This window comes from Novipirellula methanifontis (genome assembly GCF_052161655.1).
Classification (GTDB): domain Bacteria; phylum Planctomycetota; class Planctomycetia; order Pirellulales; family Pirellulaceae; genus Novipirellula.
Window position 1 is genome coordinate 1,608,808 of the sequence record NZ_CP197418.1, and the last position, 21,985, is coordinate 1,630,792.

A 21,985-nucleotide genomic window follows, 5' to 3' on the forward strand; every position below is an offset into this window, starting at 1 on the left:
TCGCAGGAATCGTCAGTGTTGCAGCGGTTCGTCGGACGGCATCGACGTCGTTTGAGGTTGCCACGGGCCCAATGATTTTTCGGGAAAGACGATCAGCCGTCGCGCGGCAAAGTTTAGAGTCAATCCCACCAGCGTCGCAAGTAGTTTCGCCGCTGCGGGGCCCGTTTGATTCAGCAGTAGAAGCGTGGTTTGACGGTCAACGATTCCGATCACCAATACCGAGATCGTGTACAGGAAAATTTCACCCCAGCGTCCCCAGCGTGATTGGTGACGAAAGATCGAGTGGATGCACATCCAGTAATTGATCGCTGCAGCAAGCACAAATGCGATCGGCGCGGCGAAGCCCGCGGAGACATCCAGACCTAACAGCCCAAGAAAGATCACCAAGTTTGCAATCGCACACAGGCTGCCGACAATCAAGTAAAGCAGGAACTGTAAGGGTGCAGGCAGACTGTGTGCGTTGTAGCGCACGATGCAGTACAACGCACGAAGCCCATCACGCACGCCGATCTTTTTGCCTTCGGCATAGGTGCGTCCCATGTACGAGACGCCCATTTCGACGATTCGAACGCGTCGCTGGGCCACTGCGGCAACCACTTCGGGTTCAAATCCAAATCGTTTCTCTTTTAAATCCAGCTGCTGGATCAAGTCGCGTCGAAAGACTTTGTAACACGTTTCCATGTCGGTTAAGTTCAGGTCGGTAAACATGTTCGACAAGAACGTTAAGAACCGATTCCCCATCGTGTGCCAAAAATAAAGCACCCGATGCGTGCCATGCGAGAGAAACCGCGAACCGATCGCCACTTCGGCTTCGTCTTCGATCAGCGGCACGACCAAACGCAGAAGATCTTCGGGGTTGTATTCAAGATCGGCATCTTGGATGGCAACAAAGTCACCCGTTGCGGCTTTGATGCCGGTATGGATCGCTGCGCCCTTGCCTTGGTTAACCGAATGGAACAAGACATGGACGTTGTCAAATTTGGCGGCCAGCTGCCCCGCTATCTCGCGACCACGATTCTCGGAGCAGTCGTCGATAATGATAATCTCGAGCCCGAGCGTGTCGCTTTCAATCGCGCGAACTCGGTCGATACATTTTTCGAGCGTGGCTTCTTCGTTGTAGCTCGGGACCAGGATACTCAATACATGCCGTTTGTCCCGTCGTGCTAACTCGCTTGACGAGCCTTCATTCCGCATGTTCATCCTCGTTGGATCCCGTCGCTATTTTGCTTGGTCTTCGTTGATATTATCGTCGATCCACTTGCGATTGAGCAGCCAAACGAGCAAGCCTTTTTGAGCATGCATTCGATTGCCTGCTTGGCGGATGACATCACTTTGGTAGCTGTCGATGACTGCGTCGGTGATCTCCTGGCCTCGCACCGCTGGCAAGCAGTGTAGCACTCGAGCGTGGCGTGGGGCGGCGGCCATCAGTTTTTCATTGACCTGGAAATTAGCGAACGCGGCGCGGCGTGCCGCCATCTCGGCTTCCTGTCCCATGCTAGTCCAAACGTCCGTGTAAATCGCGTCGGCATCGACCACCGCTTTGTGCGGATCCGATACGGTTTCGATCCGAGCCTTGGGATAACGCGCCTCGATCCGAGCAACCCAGTCGGCATCCATTTCGTAACCCGCCGGGCACGCCAGCGTGAAACGCATATCCAGCATTGCGGTACACAGGGCAACCGATTGAGCCACATTGTTGCCGTCACCGACAAACACAATGTGTTTGTTTTTGTATCCGCCCAGCGATTCTCGTACGGTTAACACGTCGGCCATGGCTTGGCAGGGATGGCATAGGTCGGTCAAGCCGTTAATCACCGGCATCGCATTAAAGCTTGCCAGCAGCTGGACATGCTCGTGCTTCTTGGCACGACACACGACGGCGTCGACAAATTGCCCGAGCACTTTGGTGAAGTCGGACGGTGATTCGCGTTTTCCCCATCCTACATCCTCGCCTAGGAACAGGCTGCTGCCTCCGAGTTGGGCCATGCCTGTTTCAAAGCTGACGCGTGTTCGCAAACTCGGTTTTTGAAACAATAGCGCGATCACACGACGGTCTAAGATCGATGGACGATCCCCCGCAGCCAAACGCTGTTTTAGCGAGAGCGATGTTGCGAGGATGCTTCGTAAATCGTCAACTTCGATATCGAATAGACTTAGTAGGTGTTGCATGGCAACGGCCTCATCGTTGTGTTTAATTTCGTAGTAGAATAGTCAGTCGTTCAGGCGGTGTCAGAAAAAGCAAGGTCAGGTGGATAATTCCGCCGACTGTTGCTCCATCGCTCGCATGGTTTCTAGCAGCAAACCCAGCAGCGAATCACCGTCTTCGGAACTTAGGCTGAGTGGCGGTTGTAACCGAACCGATGTTTCGCCAGCCGGTTCGATGCGAAGCCCGTTTCGGGCGGCCACGCTCACGATCTCTGCAGCCGCCAAGTCGGTTTCGATGCCGATCGTCAAGCCGGTCGCGTGGATGTCTCGAATAAATTCAAAACCGGCTATCGCTTCCGCAATGGCAACGGCAAAAGTTTGCGCCAAATCGCTAACGGAAAGAGGCAATCCAAGACGAGAAAGTTCACCAAGCATCGCCAATACGACATTCCGCTGCATTGGATAGTTTGCCGACTGCATGATCGGGCGTCCGGTCAGTCGCTGCGAGGCAATCAGCATGCCGCCAGGCAAACCGGCAAATAATCCGCCAGCGACCACAATCCCATCGACGGGGATGTCACTGAGCGACGAGTAGGAAAAGCAGGCACCGGTCGCTCCGAAACACAATCGCGATTCGTCAATCAACAGCATCAAATCGCGTTGATCGCAAACTCGACGCACGCCGCCCAAATAGTCGCCGTCAATCGGGCGAGCAGAGTCGCTAAAGTCCACCGGCGAGATCAGCACAGCGGCGGTGGATTCATCGATTGCCGATTCGAGTACCTTTAAGTCGTTGGGTTTGACATGATCAAACCCCGCAACCATCGGACCAAAGCCTTGGTGCAATTGCGGCTGACCACTTATCGAACGACACAACGCCGTGCGACCATGATCCGATCCCGCGATTGCAATTGTTCGGTAACTTGTTTCCGAATTGCGTTTTCTGGCAAACGTGATCATCGCTTCAATGGCGAGATCGGCGTCGGGGAAAAGCAGGAACGAATCGGCGCTAATTGAATTTGCGTTGCCTGTGGATTCCAGCATCTGCTGAAACGCTGACGCGATTTCGAGCTGTTCGTCATCGACGATCTCCGACATTGCCGAGGCATCGCCTAAGTACGCATCGGCAGTTTGCCGGACGGCATCGCCAATCGCTTCGCAGCCCAGCCCAACGGCACTGGCGCGGCCGGCGAGTGCATCGAGCCATGGATGTCCTGCTTCGTCTTGGCAGCGAATTCCTTCGACATGCGACCGCCGCGCCGACCATGCGGGGGCCGCGCCGCTGACAGCGATTTCTTCGCGAATCCCGGCCTCTTCCATCGGCTCGGAAGGTTCGCTCGATTCTGCTGCCGATTCGCCAGATTCTGCTACCTGCTCGCTCGATGCGGCTGCCTGCTCGCTCGAACCTTCGCTGGACTCGTCGGGCGTCACTTCGTCTGGATCTACCGATTCGCTCATGAGAGGATGCTTTGAAGAGACGTGAAAAACAAAAAACGACGGCCAACCCGTCCAATCCCGGGGCGGGCTTCCGTCTGATGAGCTTAGAAAAATGGGATGAACGATCGATTGGCTGTCGTTTGACGAGGCGATCTTGACGTGGCGTTCAATGCCAAGACTCGCCAAACCAAACCCTCTTATGGATGTATTTCGGTTCCCACACCCTTCGTCGTGAAGATTTCGAGCAGCAACGAGTGACGCAGTCTACCATCAATGATGTGCACCTTCTTCACACCACGTCCAAGCGTTTCCAAACACGCTTCGACTTTTGGAATCATTCCCGAGTTGATAACGCCGGTTTCGATCAATTCGCGTGCTTCGGCGGATGAGAGCGAGTGAATGATCGTGTCGGGATCATCTTTATCGCGTCGGACGCCGTTGACGTCGGATAAGAAGACAAGTTTGTCCGCCCCGAGAGCTTGAGCGACCGCCATCGCCGCGGTGTCGGCATTGACGTTGTAGTGCTGGCCATCCTCTCCCTCGCACATCGACGGGATCACGGGAACTTGGTCGGTGTACGACAAGCCTTCGATGACATTTCGATCGACACGGGTGACTTCGCCGACAAACCCGAGGTCCTCGTCCGGCCGATCGACCAGCTTTTGCCCAAACAGGACGTTTGTGGTTTTAAACGACAAATTCATTGCTCTGCCGCCCAAACGCTCAATTTCTTGAGTCAAGAAAACGTTCAGATCTCCTGCCAGCACTTTTTCGACGGCAGCTAGCGTGAGCAGGTCGGTGACACGGCGGCCACGAACAAAATTGGGCGCGATCCCGGATTCAGCCAATTCGCGGTTGATTGCCTTGCCTCCGCCATGCACTAAAACCGGCTTCATCCCGACCGATTCCATGAAAATGACGTCCAGCAGAATGTGCATCAACTCGTGAGGATCATCCAGAATGCTGCCGCCGAGCTTAATGACCGTCGTTTTCCCTCGGAATTGACGAATCCAGCCCATCGCTTCGATCAGGGTGTTTGCTTTGGAGATCGCTTCATCCAAGGTAAAGTCTCCAATGTGGTCGACGTTTTCGATCGAATCAGGCACTTCCGCTCGCTTCTTGTCTGTTGGATTTGAATTTGAACTGATTTTGGTGGCCTTTCCGCAGACGGAAAAACCGATCAATTTAGATGCGGCCACCCAGAGGGTCAATTGAGATGGCCAGCAAACGGCAAAACAGTGGGTCTAGTTAAGGAAAATAATGAAAAAACAACGTTTAGCCGTCGTCGGTGGCGGCCAAATGGGCCGAGCTCTCGTTTGTGGGATGCTCGACAACCAAGTGATCCACGATTCGGATGTGGTGATTGTCGACCATAATGTGGCCAGTCGACAATGGTGGAACGACAATCGCCCCAATGTATCCGTCGGTGATAATCTTACAGCAGCCGTAAAGCAGGCCGATGCGGTCATGTTGGCCATCAAACCCAAGGTTATTGCCAACGTTGCCCAGCAATCGGACGTGTCTTGGGATGGAAAACTCGTTATTTCTGTTGCCGCCGGAGTGATGCTCAAGTCGCTGTGCAGCTGGATCGGGCATCAACGCGTCGTTCGCGTGATGCCGAATACCCCCTGTTTGGTTGGCCAAGGCGTTTGCGCGTTTTGCGGGGCTGCCGATGTGTCCGAAGACGACAAAGCCTGGATGACTCAGTTGCTCTCCAGCGTGGGAATGGCCGTTCCGGTACTTGAATCACAGATGGACGGGGTTACCGGGCTGAGCGGTTCGGGGCCAGCCTACGTCTGTTTAATCATCGAAGCGCTGGCTGATGGCGGAGTTTTAGCCGGTTTGCCTCGCCCGCTGGCCATGAAATTGGCGACCCAGACCGTGTTAGGCACTGCCCATATGATTGCAGAAACCGGCCGCCATCCGGGGGAATTGAAGGATTCGGTCACCAGTCCGGCGGGGACAACGATTGCCGCGGTCCAAGTCCTGGAGCAAAATGGACTTAGAGGGACACTGATCGATGCTGTGGCAGCTTCGGCACGTCGCAGTCGCGAACTTGCGGCTGACTAAACGCCGAACTCGCACGTACATATTCCTCCTATCGCGAAATGACCGCCCCACGTTTTGTTTTCGCAGGGCGAAAGCAAACAACACTCGTCGCTGCGTTTGACAACGAAACCTCGCCAGAAGTAACAAAGATGGACTCACCAATTATCAAAGTTGACGACAAACACGTCCCGCTTTACCGAATCGTTTGGGTCAGCGAGATTCCGCATTTTTGTGGCGAACCGGATTGCATGCACGAAGGAGACTACGAAGTCCGGTTGGATGTTGATGACTCGCTGTGGACCAGTGCAAGCGAACGTGATGCTACCGTCGCCGCTTTGGCGAAATGGTGTGGCGACCCACGCGCCGATGACAGTCCCGACTGGTGAGCCGTGTGCCAAAAGACGCATCACATCCTGTTCGCATATCCCTGTTCGTAAATCCGAAACGTGAGGGATTTTGATCGCAGTTGCTAGCTTTCTAGGTTCGCTGGCAACACAATCGCCTCATCGGCGACCATGCAGACGATCCCATTGCGAACGGGGTACATCAAACCGCCCGTTTCGCTGATCAGGCCCTCATCAATCCCCTCGCTGATTCGTTGATCTTGGCGGTCACGAAGCTCGCCTCGCTTGATTAATTCGTTGATTTTTTTGACAAACGATGGTTCCGCAGGCCGTAGAGGCGTGCCGCTGAGTACGCAGCGAAGCATGGAGAGTAAATTTTGATCAATCATTTGATTAGGCTCAGCATTGATGCTTTGAGTTTCCGAAACTAAGGCAAGCAGACCTGGTGCATGGATGCACGAAAGCAGCAAATTGCTGCCTCAGGTTGGTTAACGAAATTTCGTTCTTTTCTTGTTTCCGAACACGGCGGAGGATTGCCATGAAGTCGCGAGCTTGCTCGCGGTTCGTCCAACCAGTTGCTCATCTTTGTGCAACGTTTTCGACGATCGCAGTTTTCAGTTGCGCAACGCACTCGACCGTTCACGGTCAGTCTACGACGCCGGCACAATCGTCTCCAGGCTACTACACCGATCCCCAGACGGGCATCGTTTATCGTCAAGTCACGAAAACGATCGATCGTCCTGTCGTGGAAACAAAAACAGAACAACGTGAGCAGACGGTTTATCGTCCGCAAACGGTGACGGAAACAAAACCCGAGGCGCGAACCGTTTACACGCCGGTGGTCCAGTACGAATGGCAACCCCGTTTGGAAGGACGTTGGAATCCATTCCGCCAACCCACCGTGGCCTACCATCATGTTCCGCAAACGCGTTGGGAAAGTCGCAACGAAGTGGTGCACCGCACCAACACGCGTACTGAATGGGTTGCCGAGACACGCACGGTCAACGTGCCTCAGCGATTAGTGCGAATGGAACGCGAGCAGAAGATCGATTATGAAGCCGTTGGTCGTGTTGCTCCGCAACAATCGCCACCGTCGACTCGCGAACAGGCAATTGCCTCGCGACTACGTCCACTCGATTCCGACACACGTGTAGAAGCATTCTCGGCGCCCATGACTCAAATCGCACAGGCTACGACCGTTTACGCTCCGCCGCGTATCGCAGCTTCGTCGCTTGGCCGAATGACCAGCGATCCACCGCGACGATCGTCGAGCCAGGCGGGATTGCGATCCACCGAGCTGTATCCGGCGCCGAACCAAGGCTACAGCGGAGCATTGCCACCAGCGAGCACGGGAATCGCGACGCTACCCGCACTGCCGCTATGGCGATAAGGGTTGACGTAGACTAAATCGCGTCAATGATTCACGCCATCGAAACCTCGATGGCGTCTTCGATCCCACGCTGGATCAAAGTCTTGCGATCACTGTGCGGTTGCCAGCCCAAGACTTGTTTGCTGTGACTGCAATCAAAGATTGCTTTTTGCGTTCTTGATTCCCAGTCACGATAGCTGGGTTGGCGGCGTTCGGGATGACGCACTGCGGTCTTGACCATCCACTTGGCCATGTCGGTCAAATAGAAGTGCCAGATCATGGTTGGCTTAGTGTCAATTCCGATGCCAGATATGCGTTGCAATTCGCGAAGGTATTCATTCGCAGTCAAGACCGGGTCGGCGATCAAGTTAAAGGATTGACCGTCGATACTGGGGCGATGCATGGCAGCGATTAATCCTTCGGCAACGTCTTCGACAAGCACAAGCGGAAGTTTGTTGTTGCCATCACCCCAGACTTGGCAAAAACTTTCGCCAGTCCACATGCCGATGCCCCAGTGAAACGGCGACCCACCTTTGCCAATTACGATCCCTGGTCGCGTGATCACAACATCCAGTCCGTGGTTCCGGTGCAATTGGTCGAGTTCGTCCTCGATCACTGCTTTTGATTTCGCATACAAATTGCGACCTTCAATCCGGGGATCCAGCGGAGTCGTTTCTGTAATCGTGCCGGCTCGTGCCCCCGCATAATAAGCGTCAATCGAACTGGTGTAGACCAATCGACCCGCGTGATGGTCCATGCACAGCTTGGCAATCTGTATTGTGGGCTCAACGTCAAACGTGACGTATTCGGCCCACGTTTTTCCCATTCCACGTGCCAAGTGGAAAACACCCTCAACGCCCTGCAATGCCTTTGCGACATCATCGGCGTTCGCCATGTCGCCTTGGACCAATTCGACATTAGGATGACGCAGTGAATCGGGAACATCTCGGGTGCGGCGAACAACGCAGCGAACCGTTCGTCCTTGTTCGCAAAGTCGACGAACCAACGCTTGCCCGATAAAACCGGTTCCGCCTAGTACTAAGCAAGGGGGGGCATGAGTGCTGTTTTGCTTTGATGCGTCTTTTTGAGGATGCCGTATTACAATCGTTTCGGGCGTCTGAAATTTGGATGGCCGGCCGTTTTGTGAAGATGCAATCGGCGGCGACACACACTGGCCAAGTTGTTCGCACAATTCAATCGTCGACTGGCCCATTGGCCCCGACAATCGTTTTGAGACAGGGGTGCCTGAGAGCAGCGATTGATAGAAATCGGCAACGGCATTTGAGATACTCTCGCCGTAGGCATTGCCATGCTTGCAGAGCCCAAGCTTGCTTGCGATGTATCGCCATAGTCCTGCTTTGGCTTGTCGATTCACATCGCGGCTCGTTTTTTTCAGTCGGTGGTAGCGATCAAAATCGATTGAATAGCGAGTCGATCGGGTCAGCGTAAACGTGCTGTTCTCGATATCGGCCGTTGCGCAACCATGGCTGCCACGGACATGAATGTAAAACTCATCCATCCCACTTCCCAGCGAGAAACGCGTCTGCACCGCGACGCGACCCGCAGTCATGCTGAAAACCCAGTTTCGCATGATGGACCGATCACCAGGCAACGTAATCGGGTGGGTCGCAATTCCCGTTATTTGCTCAGGAAAGGACGCTAGATCCAGCACGGGACTGACCACATGGGGGCCAAGTTCAAGTAGCAGGTTACTAGGTTCGCGTAGCATCCAATTCGAGTGGGGACCGTGATTCAGTTGAGGAAGATGTTTGTTCCACGCGATGTCGATCGCATCGATACGCCCCACTTTGCCATTTTCAATACAGCGTCGCAATTCTGCATAGACACGTGAAAACAAGAAGTTGTGATTGATACCGAGTTTGACATTGTGAACGGCTGCCTCGTCGATCAATTCGGCGCACTGTTGCGAGGACGTCCCCATCGGCTTTTCTAAAAACACATGCACTCCCGCCGTTATACATTGGCGAGCCACTGCAGCGTGGAAATCGGGCGGGACAAGTACATGGACAACGTCAAGATCCGCAGACGCGAGCATCGCATCGACCGAACCAAAGTGTTGGGCAATCCCAAGCGATTCGGCCGCCTGTTTCGCTGTAGATGGATTGATGTCGGCTATGGCGACGAGTTCAGCACTGCTGTGATGCTGGACCGCCGCGGCGTGCCAGGGAGCAATGTATCCAGCACCCACCAAGCCAACCTTCAGTGGCGAGGCGAGAGAGAAAGTGCTGTTGGAAGGATTGGATCGGCTCATCGAGTTCAGATCGAGTTATCGAGTTATCAAGTAACGCAAAGCGGAGGCAAAGGAGGTAGTGGGAATAGAGCAATCATAATCAATTGCGGATGTCTCTACTTGTATTCGATAATTTGGGTGGGTGATCGCGTCAATCGTCGCCAACCGTACTTGCATGCTCCGATAAACTCGGGGATTTTGCCGCCTACGCAACTTGCTGCATAAATCATCGAAAGCGAAACCGGTAGCCCACGACGACGGAGAGTTCGGGTTACTTTTGCCCAAAGCAAAAAGTAAGCCAACACGAGTGCTGCAATGCTGATGAAATCAGTGGGCCAGCTAAAAAGAATGGCGACAAACGGCAACAACCCGCCCCAAAACACAACGCTGCGAAATGGTTTGGCGAAGTGACGTTCAGGGGGACGCCCATGCATTGAGAACCCTTGGGCGAAACCATGTCCACAACGGACGGAGCGTTTCCACCATTGCGAGATTCGGTGCATGTTTGCATCGTGAAGTGTCATCTCGTGATCAAGTCGACGCAGTTTCCAGCCCTGCTGGCGAATTCGCACACAGACTTCGTCGTCTTCTGCTGCGATCACATGTTCATTGTATCCACCAACATCCTTTAGGACGTTACATCGAATGATCGCGTCGCCGCCACACGACTGAGTCTCTCCGATCGGTGTATTCCATTCAATGTCACAAAGCCGGTTGAAAACGCTGGCCTCGGGATGGCGTTCGCGGCGGCGCCCGCAAACGGCGGCGAGCTCGGGATTCTCCATCAGCGTTCTGCGACCGGTTTCAATCCAGCCTGCTGCGATTTCGCAATCTCCGTCAACGAACTGGACAAACTCCAAATTAGGAACCAATTCAATCAATCGATCGAAGCCCACGTTGCGTCCCCGCGCGGCCGAGAATGGACGCTCTAAATCAAGGTGAACCACATTCACGCCCAAATCTTTGGCGGTCTGGACACTGTCGTCACTCGAGCCAGAGTCGACATAAACGACATGCGGCGAATCACGCAGGGCCGAGCGCAGACACGCCTGCAGTCGAACCCCTTCATTTCGTCCAATCGCGACGACACCGATGTCAGAAAGCAACCGCTGGCCCCTTTTTTTCTTTTGTTGACGAGTGTTCGTATCGTTCCAGTCACCGCTGTCTAATAAGCGCCCTTGCCGCTCACAACCACCGGAATCGTTTTCACGATCAACTTGAGGTCTGTCAAAAAGCTGCGGCTACGAATGTATTCGAGGTCCATCACAATTTGTTGATCAAAGGGGACGTCACCGCGTCCTGAGACTTGCCAGATACAAGTCAGGCCAGGCAACACGTCAATGCGATTGTAATCTAGTTCTTTGTAACGCTGGACCTCCTCAAGTAGCGCCGGACGAGGGCCAACGATGCTCATGTCGCCACATAAAATATTCCAAAACTGAGGTAGCTCATCAATGCTGTAGCGGCGAATCCAGCGACCAACGACGGTGATTCGCGGATCTCGTGGCAATTTGAACGTACGGTCATCGGTGTGTTGGTTCAACGATCGTATGTTTTCGAAATGCTTGTCCGCGTCGACCACCATGGAACGGAATTTTAAACATTGAAAACGACGACCTGCTCGTCCCACTCTTGGCGACCAATAGAAGACCCTTCCTCCGTCTTCGCATTTGATCGCAATCGCAACCATTAGGAATAATGGCATGCAGGCCAGGATCGCGAGTGTGGAAATAGCTATGTCCAAGACACGCTTGGAATGTCCATAGAAATCCATCCCTTGCACCGATGGAAGTCCGGTCGTGAAAGTTATCGCGTCGTTGGCAAGTCTCGGGTTCATCATCGCATGCATCATCAAGTCAGTGGATCAAAGGATGTCTCAGATCAGCGAGTGGTCATATCTTGTTGCTAGATCATTGGGCTGCCGTAAGGACTTTTTAATTTAGCTTGCTCGAAACAAATGGGAGTGCCGTCGCATCGTCCGGAAAAATCTTCAGTGCAGGATCACAGCGGGATTGATCAACGGAGCGGCTACGCTTTTTGGGGGCGGTCAATCCAAGCATCCGATTGGACAATTTCCTTGCTTCACGGCGGACATCGTGACGTTTCCGGACTCTCGCCGCGCCGTTGCTCCCCAGACGCACTATTTCTTCATCAGATGCGTTCATCGCCTTTTTCATGGCTCGGCAAAGTGCCTCGACCGACCCTGCAGGGATCAGCCAGCCCGTGACACCGCTGCGGATAAGTTCTGGCATCCCGGCAATTGCGGTTGCGATCACCGGACGCCCCAACGCAAGTGATTCCATACACGCGACCGGTAACCCTTCGGCGAAACTCGGCATGACGAGCGTTCGACTCTGCTGGATCATCGTCTGAATCTCAGGGCCTGTCTTCCAACCCGCGAGCACCACGTGGGATTCGAGTTGATGTTCCACAATCAGCTTCTGCAACGTGCCTCGTAAGGGGCCGTCACCGACGATTGTCAAGTGAAATGAATTGCCTTCGCGGGCGAGCCTTGCTGCGGCTTGGATCAATAGCGGCATCCCCTTCTGCTCGTGCAGTCGTCCGATCGCTAAGAAACGCGGCGATTGCGGCGGCGGTGTCCACTGGAAATCAAAATATGTTGCATCCAGACCGCAACGCACGAGATGGATTTTGGTCCAATCTGCATAGTCTGCCCATCGACGTAGTTGACTGCACCCGAAGTGGCTGACCCCAACCACAAATTCGCAATGCGAAATCTTTTTGCCGAGCCCCAGTTGGATTGGTTGATCAAATTCTTCAGGTCCGTGCACGGTAAAACTGAACTTGGGACCGCCAAGCAGACGGCAAAGCGTCGCCACGGTGGTTGAGTTTGTGCCAAAGTGAGCGTGAAGATGTGATATCTGATCTCGGGCAGCCCACCGTTTGATTACCGCTGATTCCGCCAAGTAAATCATTTGCCGAAAGAGAGAACCGCCACACCAATAAAACGCGAGTGCCAACCGAAACGCGGCTAGCATGCGGAACGGATGTGAAATCGCGACCTTTAGCACCGATCCGACAAGCGTGTACAGCGGAAGATCGAGAACATAGTGGGTTCGCGTTTCTTCTTGTTTGTCCTCCGGATCGACCACTTGTACTCGTGGTCGGCGAATTCCGTAGCGGATCACCTCATGCCCAAGACGTTCGATAGCTCGAATCTCGCGGCGAATAAACGTGGTGCTAATCGAGGGATATTGGTTGACCAAATAAGCAATACGTGTTTCTCGACGTTGGTGCGAAGCAGGGTCATTCATCAGCTCACCCCTCGCACAAAAACGCTGTTGCAAAGGAAGTCCCGCCAAAGTTTCGGAGGATCTTCTGTGGGTTTGCGTTGCACGATCGCGCGAACATTCCAGGTGGCACGTCCGATTAGCCAGGCAGCATCTGCAATAGCGGTTCGCAAGACACCGTGTTTTGAAATGAAATAAAGATGTCGCGAATCAAACCAGTACTGTGGCCGCTGCTTTAACACTGCTTGCTCACCGGTGACGCCCGAGGATTGCCCCACCAAATGGATCACGCGGCTAGCGGGTTGATACCAAGTCTCATATCCGGCCTGTTTCGCACGGTGGCAAAAATCGACTTCTTCGTAGTACATAAAGTAACGATCGTCGAACATTCCAATCTTGTCGATCAGTTCGCTGCGGATCATAAAGCTTGCTCCGGCAACCCAGTCCACCTGGCACGGATGGTGCGGCGGATCGGGGGCAACATTGTGACGTTCGAGCAAGCGGGTTAGGAGCCCGAACCGCATCGCGTCAACGAACTCGCTACGGATTGAGGGAAAGCGGCACGCCGAGGTTTGAGTCTCGCCATCGGGGTACTGAAGTCGGCTGCCGACAATCCCCACTGACGGATTCGTTCGCAATGCCTCGAGGAGCGGTTCCATTGCTCCCGGTAAGACAACGGTGTCGGGGTTAAGCAACCAAATCGCATCTGGACGATTTGAACGAGCCAGAGCAGCGGCAATCCCAACGTTATTTGCCCCTGCAAATCCTTTGTTATCTGCCAACGACGTAAAGTGAACCCAGGATTGCCAACCACGTTGTTGTACGGTTGCTTCAAGCACCAGTGCGGAATCGTCCTGCGAGCCGCCATCGATCAACTCCACAACAAATTGATCATTCACGCGTGCCACAGGTTCAAGCGACTGCAAACAGTCGACGGTTAACGCCGCTGTTCGGTAGTTGACGATAATGGCAGCGATATTCATGGTAGGATCGCTATGCGATGACAGGGGCCCAACTCCACTGGCGAAACGACAAATTTGCGTCTCACGTTGGCAGTCCGCTCAATGCAGGATCACTATTCCGAGCGGGGGCGTCGGGTGGCGAGGCATCGGATGTCGACACACGTGGGAATCGCGGGATGGCATCCAATGTCCATTCGGCTCGCTTGGCATACCAGCTTTCGCGTGTGTGTCGGCAGGCAGCTTGACGCGCATTCAGCGACATTTCAAACAACTGGCCACGGTGAAGTTCCAGCTCCGCGATTCGATGCCCAGCTTGTTCAAGATCCTGTTTGGGTAATGTCATTCCCGCGTTATCCGCGGCCAATTGGTTGACAAAATATGTGTGGTCAAACCCAAGCATCGGCAGCCCTGAGGAGTAACACGACAAGAAGGGATGCATGTCGCAATCGATCATAGGGGTGAATAACATCGCGTCGTATTGACGCTGTTGCTGCAACGATTCAATGGCGTCGGGAGAATGTTGTTGAAAGCGGACTTCGCGAGTCAATCCGAGTTTTGCGATTTGATATTGTAACTCCGACCGCTGGAGGCCATGTCCAAAGATGTCCAAGCAAACATCCGCTCCGAGGTCGCGTGCGTAGCGGATGATCGCAATGCTAAGGTTGACTCCGTACGGGCGTTCCAGTGGCGCGTAGGAAACAAGTCTTAACGGTTGCAAATCCATATCCCCCCGAAACCGCTCTCGTAATTCCTCTTCGGGAATTACGTCAGTGAGGGAGATCGCGGGCTCGCAAAAGACATGTGAATTTCGAGCGTACCTGGAAAAGTGACGCATCGAGGTTTCACTGCTGAAGAGACTCAACTCGGATTGCTGGACCAAGCGTTCGCAATTTCGCCGAAACCGACGATTTGACCACCCATTTCGTAACGCAATGGTTCGAGGGTGAGCGGGGAGGACGCGTTGAGAATCGTGGTTATGTACGAGTACGATGGGGTGCGAAGGGCTCTTTGTTTTAGAGATGCCGTTGGCAATCGCGGAGTCCGAAGCTGCCAGAATCTCAGGTTGCAAAACGCAGGCCGAACGGGTGAACGTTTGCAGCACCTTTTTCCAATGGGTTGGATGATTTGCTTTGGCGATGTCCTTGGCGTTACAAGCGTGGTTGGCCGATGCGAACTGAAAAGAGGATTCAACGCGGATGTCTTCGGTGTCGGTATCAAACGCTTGCAACCGTCCTTCGTCGCAATCCAAGTTCAGGCTGCACTGGGACGACGGCGGTACGGAGGGAGCGAGCAGGGTTAACTGCCCGAATTTTCCATCGAACGAATTTCGCAGCAACCGGAGTTGACGTGCCCTGTCCGGCGCCAGGAAAACCTGGTTGCCATAGGCATGGTAGGGTCGGCTGTTGAGGATTAAATACATCAGTTTATCGTGGTGTAAGACAGGTCGCTTGTTTTGATTTTAAGATCCAACGCCAGACCATCTTTCAACTGGCTGATCTCATCTGCTTTCAACAATTCATTTTCAGTACGACTTCGATTTTCAAACGCTAGTTCCGGTCGGTGCGTATCCAAGTTCGTTCCGGGCGGAACACAAAACTCGCATAGAGTGGCAATTTTCGAGCGGCGTAAAACGGGATCGCAAACAACATTCGCAATGTCGCTCGTTGTGGGCAAAAACGAGACCACGCCACACTGAGTCCCATGACGGCGATCCCCATTGCGACCGCCCATGTCACCAACGGCCCGATCGCATATCCCATCAAGGCCGCGATCAACAGAATCGTGCCGATCAGCGTCGACGTGATCATCAACAACGACAGCGGCAAAACCAGCAAATCAAATGCCGCTAAAAAGCAAACCAGCGTTGGCCTGTGAAGCCATCCTCGGAGCAAGCGTGGAATCTGGCTAAACACCAATTGCAAATGGCCATGTTCCCAGCGTCGTCGCTGCGTGTCCGCAGCACTTGGATTCGTCGGAAAGGTAGCCAGACATATTGCGTCGGGGCAAAACTGGACGGGCGACCTCGCCAAAATCATGTCAAAAGTCCAACGCATATCTTCGACGAGGTGACCGCCCGGACCACTGAGTCGCTGTAGTGATTGCCAGGGAAAAGCCATCCCCGAACCAAACAAGGTACATCCGCCCCCGATCCGAGACAGACCCAAAGGTCGCACGAAATTCTTCACCGTGAAGGCGAATTCCGACAACATGCGTGGAGCAGTGGTCGGAATGGATTCAGGTTGCTGCATCAGATAGCACGCTTGTGCTGGTCGCTGTGTTCTAGCGACCTGAATCGCCAATCGATCTATCGTATCCGGGCGTACCTTGCAGTCCGCGTCCACGATCACCACGACCCGATCGCTTTCTGAGGATTTGCCGAGGACATCAAATGCGTGGCGAAGTGCGTAATCTTTTCCTCGATGTTCGTCATCGAATCGTTCCAGTACCGTCATCGTGACCGCCGCGTTTCGCGATTGCAAATCTGCAGCATAACGGTTCGCGATTGCAGTGGTGTCATCGGTGCAATTGTCTGCGACAAGATAGATCCGATCGCCGCAGCGAAGCGACGAGATCACGGAATCAAGCGTAATCACCAGTCCCAATTGTTCGTTGTGAGCAGGAATGATCACGTCGACGGCGGGACGTGAATTGCCGTCGCCTGTGTTGGCTGGATTCGGAACTCGCTCGCCATCACACCGTGTCGGGCTACACAGCGACCCCAGCAAACACTCTCCCCCAAACACGATCGAGGGAATGGCAATTGAAATTGCCATCGCCCAAAGAATCGTATTGATCAGTTCGTAAGGAAGCGTCATTGTGTCAACAGGTTGCGGAACAAATTTAAAAAGGTCTGCTAAAGGGCGACCGGAAAATAAGTGTCGGTTTTACCGTAGTGGACGTGGCTACACGTCCTGAGGGCAGGATCTTTAGCAAGATCCACTACGACATTCATTTACTGCTCGGTCCTAAGCGAAATTCATCAAGAGGCAATCACTGCCCCCAGCAATCTGGCATCAAAATCGATCAGATCGTTGATCAAGTTGGTCGCTGCGGGCGATGCACCGTCACGTTCAAGCGAACATACGATCACGGCATCGGCGCCGCTGGCGACGAGCGTCGCCGTCGTCGAGTCACTCGCACTGAGTCCGCCGATCATGATGTATTGGTAGGCACGTATACTGGCCGCCAATTCATCCCAGGTGTTGTGACTCATGGCATCACATAACAACGCGGGATCTTTGATCAAAAGCCGGTCAACTTTTTCCGTTTTGCCGATCTGCATTTCTTGATCTTGAATCGACTCGACAGCATGCTCGCTGGGAAACGGCGTGATTTTTCCTGACGTGATCACTTCGACAATCAGCACCCGCCCTCCTTCACGCGACAAATGCGAAGCGGCACCAAATAAAATCCCTGTGGGGCATGCTTTTCGTCCAGTCGCTACCAACGCCACCGAAGATCCGACTGCCAGGTTCAAACGTTGGATGCGTGATGCCAAAATACGCGACGTCGTACCACCAGCAGGTCGTTTCGCGGAGTCGCGAGTGTGGCGACTCAAAATCGGCAGGCCATGCTTGCTGGCTAGCCGTTCATGCTGGTTCGGGCTCGCACGAAAGAACTCGATCAACAGGGCCGGCAGCAGTAGCAGCATCGAACCAGCGCCAAATCCAGCAACCATGACTTTGGCTTTGTTGCTGGAAACCGGGTTCAGTGCGGGAGCAGCGGGTGATGTGGTTTTTAGTACATAGCCGTCGGTTTGCAGTAATCGCTCCATTGCTTGACGTTCTTCTTTGACGCGATCTTGCTGATGCGTGATGCTCTCCAACGCGACTTTGAAATCTCGCAACTTGGGCGACAACGCAACCAACGATTTGTACTCGTCGTTGAGTTTTGCGATTAACTCTTCGTAACTGTTGAGTTCCGCCTCAAGCAGTTGTAGTTTCTCTTGTTCGTCACGAAGTTTTTCATCCAGTTGGACCAGGATTTTGCTTCTAACCGCATCGTCGACATAGCCGCCTGAGTCAATGTCATCAAAAATCTTTGTGATGGAACCGTTGATCTCGGCGGTTCTTTTATCGCCGCCCGACTCCAAACGTAAAACATCGACCTCGCTCTGCAGTGCTTGAAATTCGGACTGAGTCACCAGGCTCCGGTCGTAAAGCGATTTCAGATTCGCCAGTTCCTTTAGCTTCGAATCGAGTTGGATCTTCGCGGTTTCGCGTCGACGATGTTCATGCAGTTGATCCGTCAACATCACCCTGCGTTCCTGTTCGGCGAGACGAACGACATCATTTTGCATAATAGTGCGTTTATCTTCGTCGAACTTACCTACCCTTGCATCGGCGACGTGCTGTTCTAGCTGCGAGACGCTTTGCTGGCGAAGTTCGATGAGAATCCGTTGCCGTGCCAAGATCGCTTTTGCTTCGCGTCTGGCGACTAAGTTCGCGTCGATCTCAGAGTGCAGATCGTGACTGTTGTGCTCTAAGCAAAGTTGGTCGTATGCGGCTTGGGACTCGCTTCGTTCCGCAGCCAATTGAGCTGTGCGGTTGTCGAGTGTTGCGAGGTGTTTCGTTATCGTTCCATTACGGATCTCGCGTGACTTGTCTCCGACGATTTGCATTAGCGTGTTAACGACCTGCTCGGCGGTTTCGGCGTCCGCAGCGCCGTATTCCAACACGATATCAAACGCTCCCTTGGTGGCTTGGACCTCAATCGCCTTGGCAGTGGCCGATTCCGGATCCTGTAACGGCAGCGTTTCGTATAGTTCTCGGATCGTGTCCGGTGCATCAATCAGCACGACCATATCGGTCGCCAGCGGTACTGCAAAAAACGGATAACCCACCGTACTTTGCTCGAGTGTCAAACGTCCGGTGTAGGTGTATGTGTCTTTGGCAAATCGATCACCTGCCCACCAAGCCACTGCAGCGCCCAGCACACTTGCGATCACAAACCACTTGACCGATCGCTTGAGAAATTGACTGAAGAGTTCATTGTCATGCGATTCGTCGAATCGCACGGAGTGAATTCCTGAGGCTCGCTTGACGGTCCCCTGAATCAATTCGTGAGGTTGCTCGGCGTTGTCATTCTGCAGACTTAGCATTCAAGACACCCCTATTGGATTTGCTTGAATTCGTTCGCGTCGCGCCGCGATGCAACAATTCATTTTTGTAGGTTGGCAATTTTCAGAGTGAGATGGAGCAAACGGACGTCGGCAGTTCCGGCTTTGCTCACCTATCAAATCAGGTTTCGGTTTGTACACAGGATCATTCTAATCCGTTGGCATCGATGATGGGGGTCAGTCCCCCAATCATATCGAATATCGAGGTGAGGTATATTTTTTTTTCAAAGCTGGGTTCGCGACGCAACCAATGGGGCAGGCAATGCCATAAATCTGACCGCAATAATGATCGTTCTGATATTACAAGAGCGAGACATTTGGTGGAGAGGAGTTTTTGGGGAGACTGGCCACTTTCAAAGGGCGTGCTTTGCGAGCCGTGGTGGCGTTTGAATGACGCGAATTTACGAGTAGCCCCACAATGCATCCGGCGTTGAATAAGAATGCAAAACTGAATGCTTCCGCCATCCATACGGTGATGATCACGACGGACGTTGCCAAAACCGATGAGAGTAGCGCAACGACTAGGAATTCGGTCGGCTGGCGTAACAACGTCCGCTGTCGCAGAAACGTCATCAAAACCCCAATGGGAAGCAGTAAAAACGCGATCGATCCGACGATACCTGTATTCAAGTAATGCAGTAGGTAGTGATTGTCCACAGACAAAAAGAGCTCGCGAAGGTGAGGTTCTAACATCGCCTCGTGCTTGGGCAGCGTCCCCCAAGTACCAAATCCGAACCAACCGACTTGAGATAACGGTTTCTTATAGACAGGAAAAAGTAAGTAGCGATGACGTGTACCGGAATACGTATACTCTTCACCTTCAATTTTAATGGTGTGAATGTCATCACTTCGCTCGATCGAGTCGGCCATCTTTAGCATGGTTGGGACCATCACAATACTAATAGCAATTGCCAAGATACCGGCAAAAATAGCAAATAGCCGAACGGGTGGAAAATAATACCACACAAGACCAAAGATCACGCCGCCGAAAACCATACATGGACCGCGTGACAGGGGCGCCACAATTCCCATGCCTAGGATCACGGGGGCAATGATCCAAAGTTTCGTTGCACGTCCCCAATAACCTTGATACGCCTGAGTCAGCACCCATGGGGATGACAATGCAAGCACCAAGCCAGCATAGATGGGATGCCCGAACCAAGCTTCGGCTCGCTTCAGCCCTAAACGGTGTCCCAAATCTCCCTGGCTTGAACCTTCGTGTCCTAGCACCATGTTAAAGATGTTGATATCTGCGACGGATTCAAAGATCATCGCGGCCGCCAAAATCAATGCAAGCGTCGCTGCTAACGGAACAAACTCAATCGCGTCTTGGTCACGGATTAGAATCAGTCTTGCCAACATGTAGGGAAACAACCACTGAGCGAGCATGCCAAAGATGATCGTCGGGCTGAAGCGATCGTTCAGCGTCGTGCTGATCGCTCCTGTCACCACAATGACAATGGGTAGCAAATCGATCCACGAAAGCCCGACAAATGTGAAAAGCCGCGGCTTCACGACGACGACGGCGACTGCCATCAAAGCAACGACACAACGCACATTGATATCAGCCGCGCCGACAACGAGGGCCAGCCACGTTGGTACTAAAAATGCAACGGCCCAGCCTGCACGAGCTGCATGCCGAGGCGAGTAAAATCTCGCCACGACCAACATTAACGCAGCGACGCTAAACGCGAGAAAATGGAACATGCAAGGTGAACGTGACTCACGAGCAACCAGAAATGGATTTCCCATCCCTGCATTTCGTTTGATTGCCGATACGCGGGGCCGCCGCAGAGTTTGGGGGGATCTACTTAATGTACTTGCGGCATTCGGCAGGTCCAGTGGGATAGCAAGCGAGGATCAAGTCACATTGATTGCGAATTGCAACGCATTTCTAAATGCCCATCCTTTGTGTCCGGATGCGAAAACGCACTTGCCTGTTGCTACCGCGTTGTAATGGGAGCCACGGTTGCTGGATTGCGTTGATTGACAGCGGCGCGGTAGACATCAATCACTGTGGGTTGCAGATCAGCCCCCGCAGGCAACGGGAAACGTCCAAGTCCCTTGCCTTGATAATGGACGTCTTCGATCACATTGGGGCTCTTTCCGGTTCGATCGATCGCAATGGATTGGATTTGCCACTGATGCACCACAATCTCGTACAGCACCTCGGCGGGTAGAGAAATCGAATTCTGTCGGGTCAGCACTTCGCCGGTTTCAGTAATGACACGAAATGTGTCGACACGCTCGGCCCCCGCTCGACGTGAAAACTGATGACGCACGACGTCTCCCGATCTGATTTTGATCTGCTCGGTGTCGGATGCCTCCTGAAGATTCACAATCGTAACGACCAAATCGCTTGGGCTGCCGTTGCGAAGTCCCAAGGTGACCGGTGCGAGCGGAGCTCCGGGGATGATTTTGGAGTCAACCAAGACTGACTGCGGTTGTCGAAGGATCGGGGCGGGCGGAATGCCTGGGAAGACCGGCAGTGGTGGCAATCCGATGCGGGTCGAAATCCCTGAACCCCAAACGGGAGCGACGGGCACCAAGGGAGCAGGAAACAGGGGGGCTGTTGGACCAAAACCACCCGGGAAGTAGCCGTGGTTCAGACTTGGTGGTTGATTCGCGTTGGGGGCAATCGGTCTCAGAGTCCCCGTCATTGGTTGAAAATGAGGCGATATGTCATCCAGGTCGGCCATCCACATGTCACCAAAACCCGACCGTGGAAACCGCAAAACACGATTCAGATCGGGGTGGTAATAACCAGCATAGCGGCCGTCCAGCGAATCAAAGCGTAGGTCGCGAACGTAGAGCAGGCGTCCAGCCGTGCGATCACGAATTCGCATCGCATCGGCTCGAACTTCGATTATCGCCGTTCGCTCTCCCGATGGCTGGATGACCTCGTAGGTTTGCGACCAACAGAGTGATGGAAGCAACCCGCCTACGATCACAAGCAACATCCATCGCATCGCATTCACCCTCTGCGTATTGTCCGATTCGCATTACACCAGACTCCATTCTAGGGCAAACCGACCAGCGAGGTGCTTTTTGAATCGGT

The 21,985-nt window shown here is 53.5% G+C and carries 18 protein-coding genes; 3 read left to right on the top strand and 15 right to left on the bottom strand.

Going from position 1 to position 21,985, the window contains the following annotated elements; translation table 11 throughout:
• Positions 1-12: 12 nt before the first annotated feature.
• The 4 genes from SH528x_RS05640 to argB all read right to left on the bottom strand — a co-directional run bounded on the left by SH528x_RS05640 (position 13) and on the right by argB (position 4,643).
• Positions 13-1,200 (bottom strand): glycosyltransferase, encoded by a 1,188-nt coding sequence (locus SH528x_RS05640; RefSeq protein WP_442509549.1) that lies wholly within the window; start codon positions 1,198-1,200, stop codon positions 13-15.
• 18 nt (positions 1,201-1,218) lie between these two features.
• Complete coding sequence (gene argF / locus SH528x_RS05645; RefSeq protein WP_442509550.1) at positions 1,219-2,169, bottom strand: ornithine carbamoyltransferase; 951 nt, start codon at positions 2,167-2,169, stop codon at positions 1,219-1,221.
• A 75-nt stretch (positions 2,170-2,244) separates the two neighbouring features.
• The gene (locus SH528x_RS05650; protein ID WP_442509551.1) at positions 2,245-3,603 is read right to left on the bottom strand and encodes an aminotransferase class III-fold pyridoxal phosphate-dependent enzyme; all 1,359 of its coding nucleotides are present in this window, start codon (positions 3,601-3,603) and stop codon (positions 2,245-2,247) included.
• Between the two features lie 176 nt (positions 3,604-3,779).
• The gene (gene argB / locus SH528x_RS05655; RefSeq protein ID WP_442512084.1) at positions 3,780-4,643 is read right to left on the bottom strand and encodes an acetylglutamate kinase; all 864 of its coding nucleotides are present in this window, start codon (positions 4,641-4,643) and stop codon (positions 3,780-3,782) included.
• A 199-nt stretch (positions 4,644-4,842) separates the two neighbouring features.
• Here argB and proC point away from each other — a divergent pair, with 199 nt between their 5' ends.
• Entirely contained in the window at positions 4,843-5,652 is an 810-nt protein-coding gene (gene proC / locus SH528x_RS05660; RefSeq protein ID WP_442509552.1) for a pyrroline-5-carboxylate reductase, read from the top strand.
• Between the two features lie 128 nt (positions 5,653-5,780).
• Positions 5,781-6,017 carry a hypothetical protein gene (locus SH528x_RS05665; protein WP_442509553.1) on the top strand — a complete coding sequence of 79 codons (237 nt, stop codon included), beginning with the start codon at positions 5,781-5,783 and terminating at the stop codon, positions 6,015-6,017.
• An 83-nt stretch (positions 6,018-6,100) separates the two neighbouring features.
• On the opposite strand, the gene SH528x_RS05670 is transcribed toward SH528x_RS05665, so the two are convergent.
• Positions 6,101-6,364: a hypothetical protein gene (locus tag SH528x_RS05670; RefSeq protein WP_442509554.1), complete on the bottom strand. Its 264-nt coding sequence runs from the start codon at positions 6,362-6,364 to the stop codon at positions 6,101-6,103.
• Between the two features lie 149 nt (positions 6,365-6,513).
• Between SH528x_RS05670 and SH528x_RS05675 the strand changes: the two genes are divergently transcribed.
• The gene (locus tag SH528x_RS05675) at positions 6,514-7,365 is read left to right on the top strand and encodes a hypothetical protein (protein WP_442509555.1); all 852 of its coding nucleotides are present in this window, start codon (positions 6,514-6,516) and stop codon (positions 7,363-7,365) included.
• Positions 7,366-7,396: 31 nt separating this feature from the next.
• Here the strand turns inward: SH528x_RS05675 and SH528x_RS05680 are convergent, their stop codons facing one another.
• From SH528x_RS05680 to SH528x_RS05725, 10 genes are all read right to left on the bottom strand, one after another.
• Positions 7,397-9,616 carry an NAD-dependent epimerase/dehydratase family protein gene (locus tag SH528x_RS05680; RefSeq protein WP_442509556.1) on the bottom strand — a complete coding sequence of 740 codons (2,220 nt, stop codon included), beginning with the start codon at positions 9,614-9,616 and terminating at the stop codon, positions 7,397-7,399.
• Positions 9,617-9,711: 95 nt separating this feature from the next.
• Positions 9,712-10,701: a glycosyltransferase gene (locus SH528x_RS05685; RefSeq protein ID WP_442509557.1), complete on the bottom strand. Its 990-nt coding sequence runs from the start codon at positions 10,699-10,701 to the stop codon at positions 9,712-9,714.
• Between the two features lie 59 nt (positions 10,702-10,760).
• Positions 10,761-11,447 (bottom strand): sugar transferase, encoded by a 687-nt coding sequence (locus SH528x_RS05690; protein WP_442509558.1) that lies wholly within the window; start codon positions 11,445-11,447, stop codon positions 10,761-10,763.
• A gap of 82 nt (positions 11,448-11,529) precedes the next feature.
• Entirely contained in the window at positions 11,530-12,870 is a 1,341-nt protein-coding gene (locus SH528x_RS05695; protein WP_442509559.1) for a glycosyltransferase family 4 protein, read from the bottom strand.
• Positions 12,870-13,829, bottom strand: coding sequence for a glycosyltransferase family 2 protein (locus SH528x_RS05700; RefSeq protein ID WP_442509560.1), 960 nt, complete (start codon positions 13,827-13,829; stop codon positions 12,870-12,872). Before SH528x_RS05700 ends, SH528x_RS05695 begins: the two co-directional genes overlap by 1 nt.
• Before the next feature lie 61 nt (positions 13,830-13,890).
• Positions 13,891-15,228, bottom strand: a complete 1,338-nt coding sequence (locus tag SH528x_RS05705) for a hypothetical protein (protein WP_442509561.1) — start codon at positions 15,226-15,228, stop codon at positions 13,891-13,893.
• A gap of 127 nt (positions 15,229-15,355) precedes the next feature.
• Entirely contained in the window at positions 15,356-16,624 is a 1,269-nt protein-coding gene (locus SH528x_RS05710) for a glycosyltransferase family 2 protein (protein WP_442509562.1), read from the bottom strand.
• A gap of 164 nt (positions 16,625-16,788) precedes the next feature.
• The gene (locus tag SH528x_RS05715; RefSeq protein ID WP_442509563.1) at positions 16,789-18,909 is read right to left on the bottom strand and encodes a hypothetical protein; all 2,121 of its coding nucleotides are present in this window, start codon (positions 18,907-18,909) and stop codon (positions 16,789-16,791) included.
• A 318-nt stretch (positions 18,910-19,227) separates the two neighbouring features.
• Positions 19,228-20,634: a hypothetical protein gene (locus SH528x_RS05720; protein WP_442509564.1), complete on the bottom strand. Its 1,407-nt coding sequence runs from the start codon at positions 20,632-20,634 to the stop codon at positions 19,228-19,230.
• Positions 20,635-20,870: 236 nt separating this feature from the next.
• The gene (locus SH528x_RS05725) at positions 20,871-21,896 is read right to left on the bottom strand and encodes a hypothetical protein (RefSeq protein ID WP_442509565.1); all 1,026 of its coding nucleotides are present in this window, start codon (positions 21,894-21,896) and stop codon (positions 20,871-20,873) included.
• Positions 21,897-21,985 lie beyond the last annotated feature (89 nt).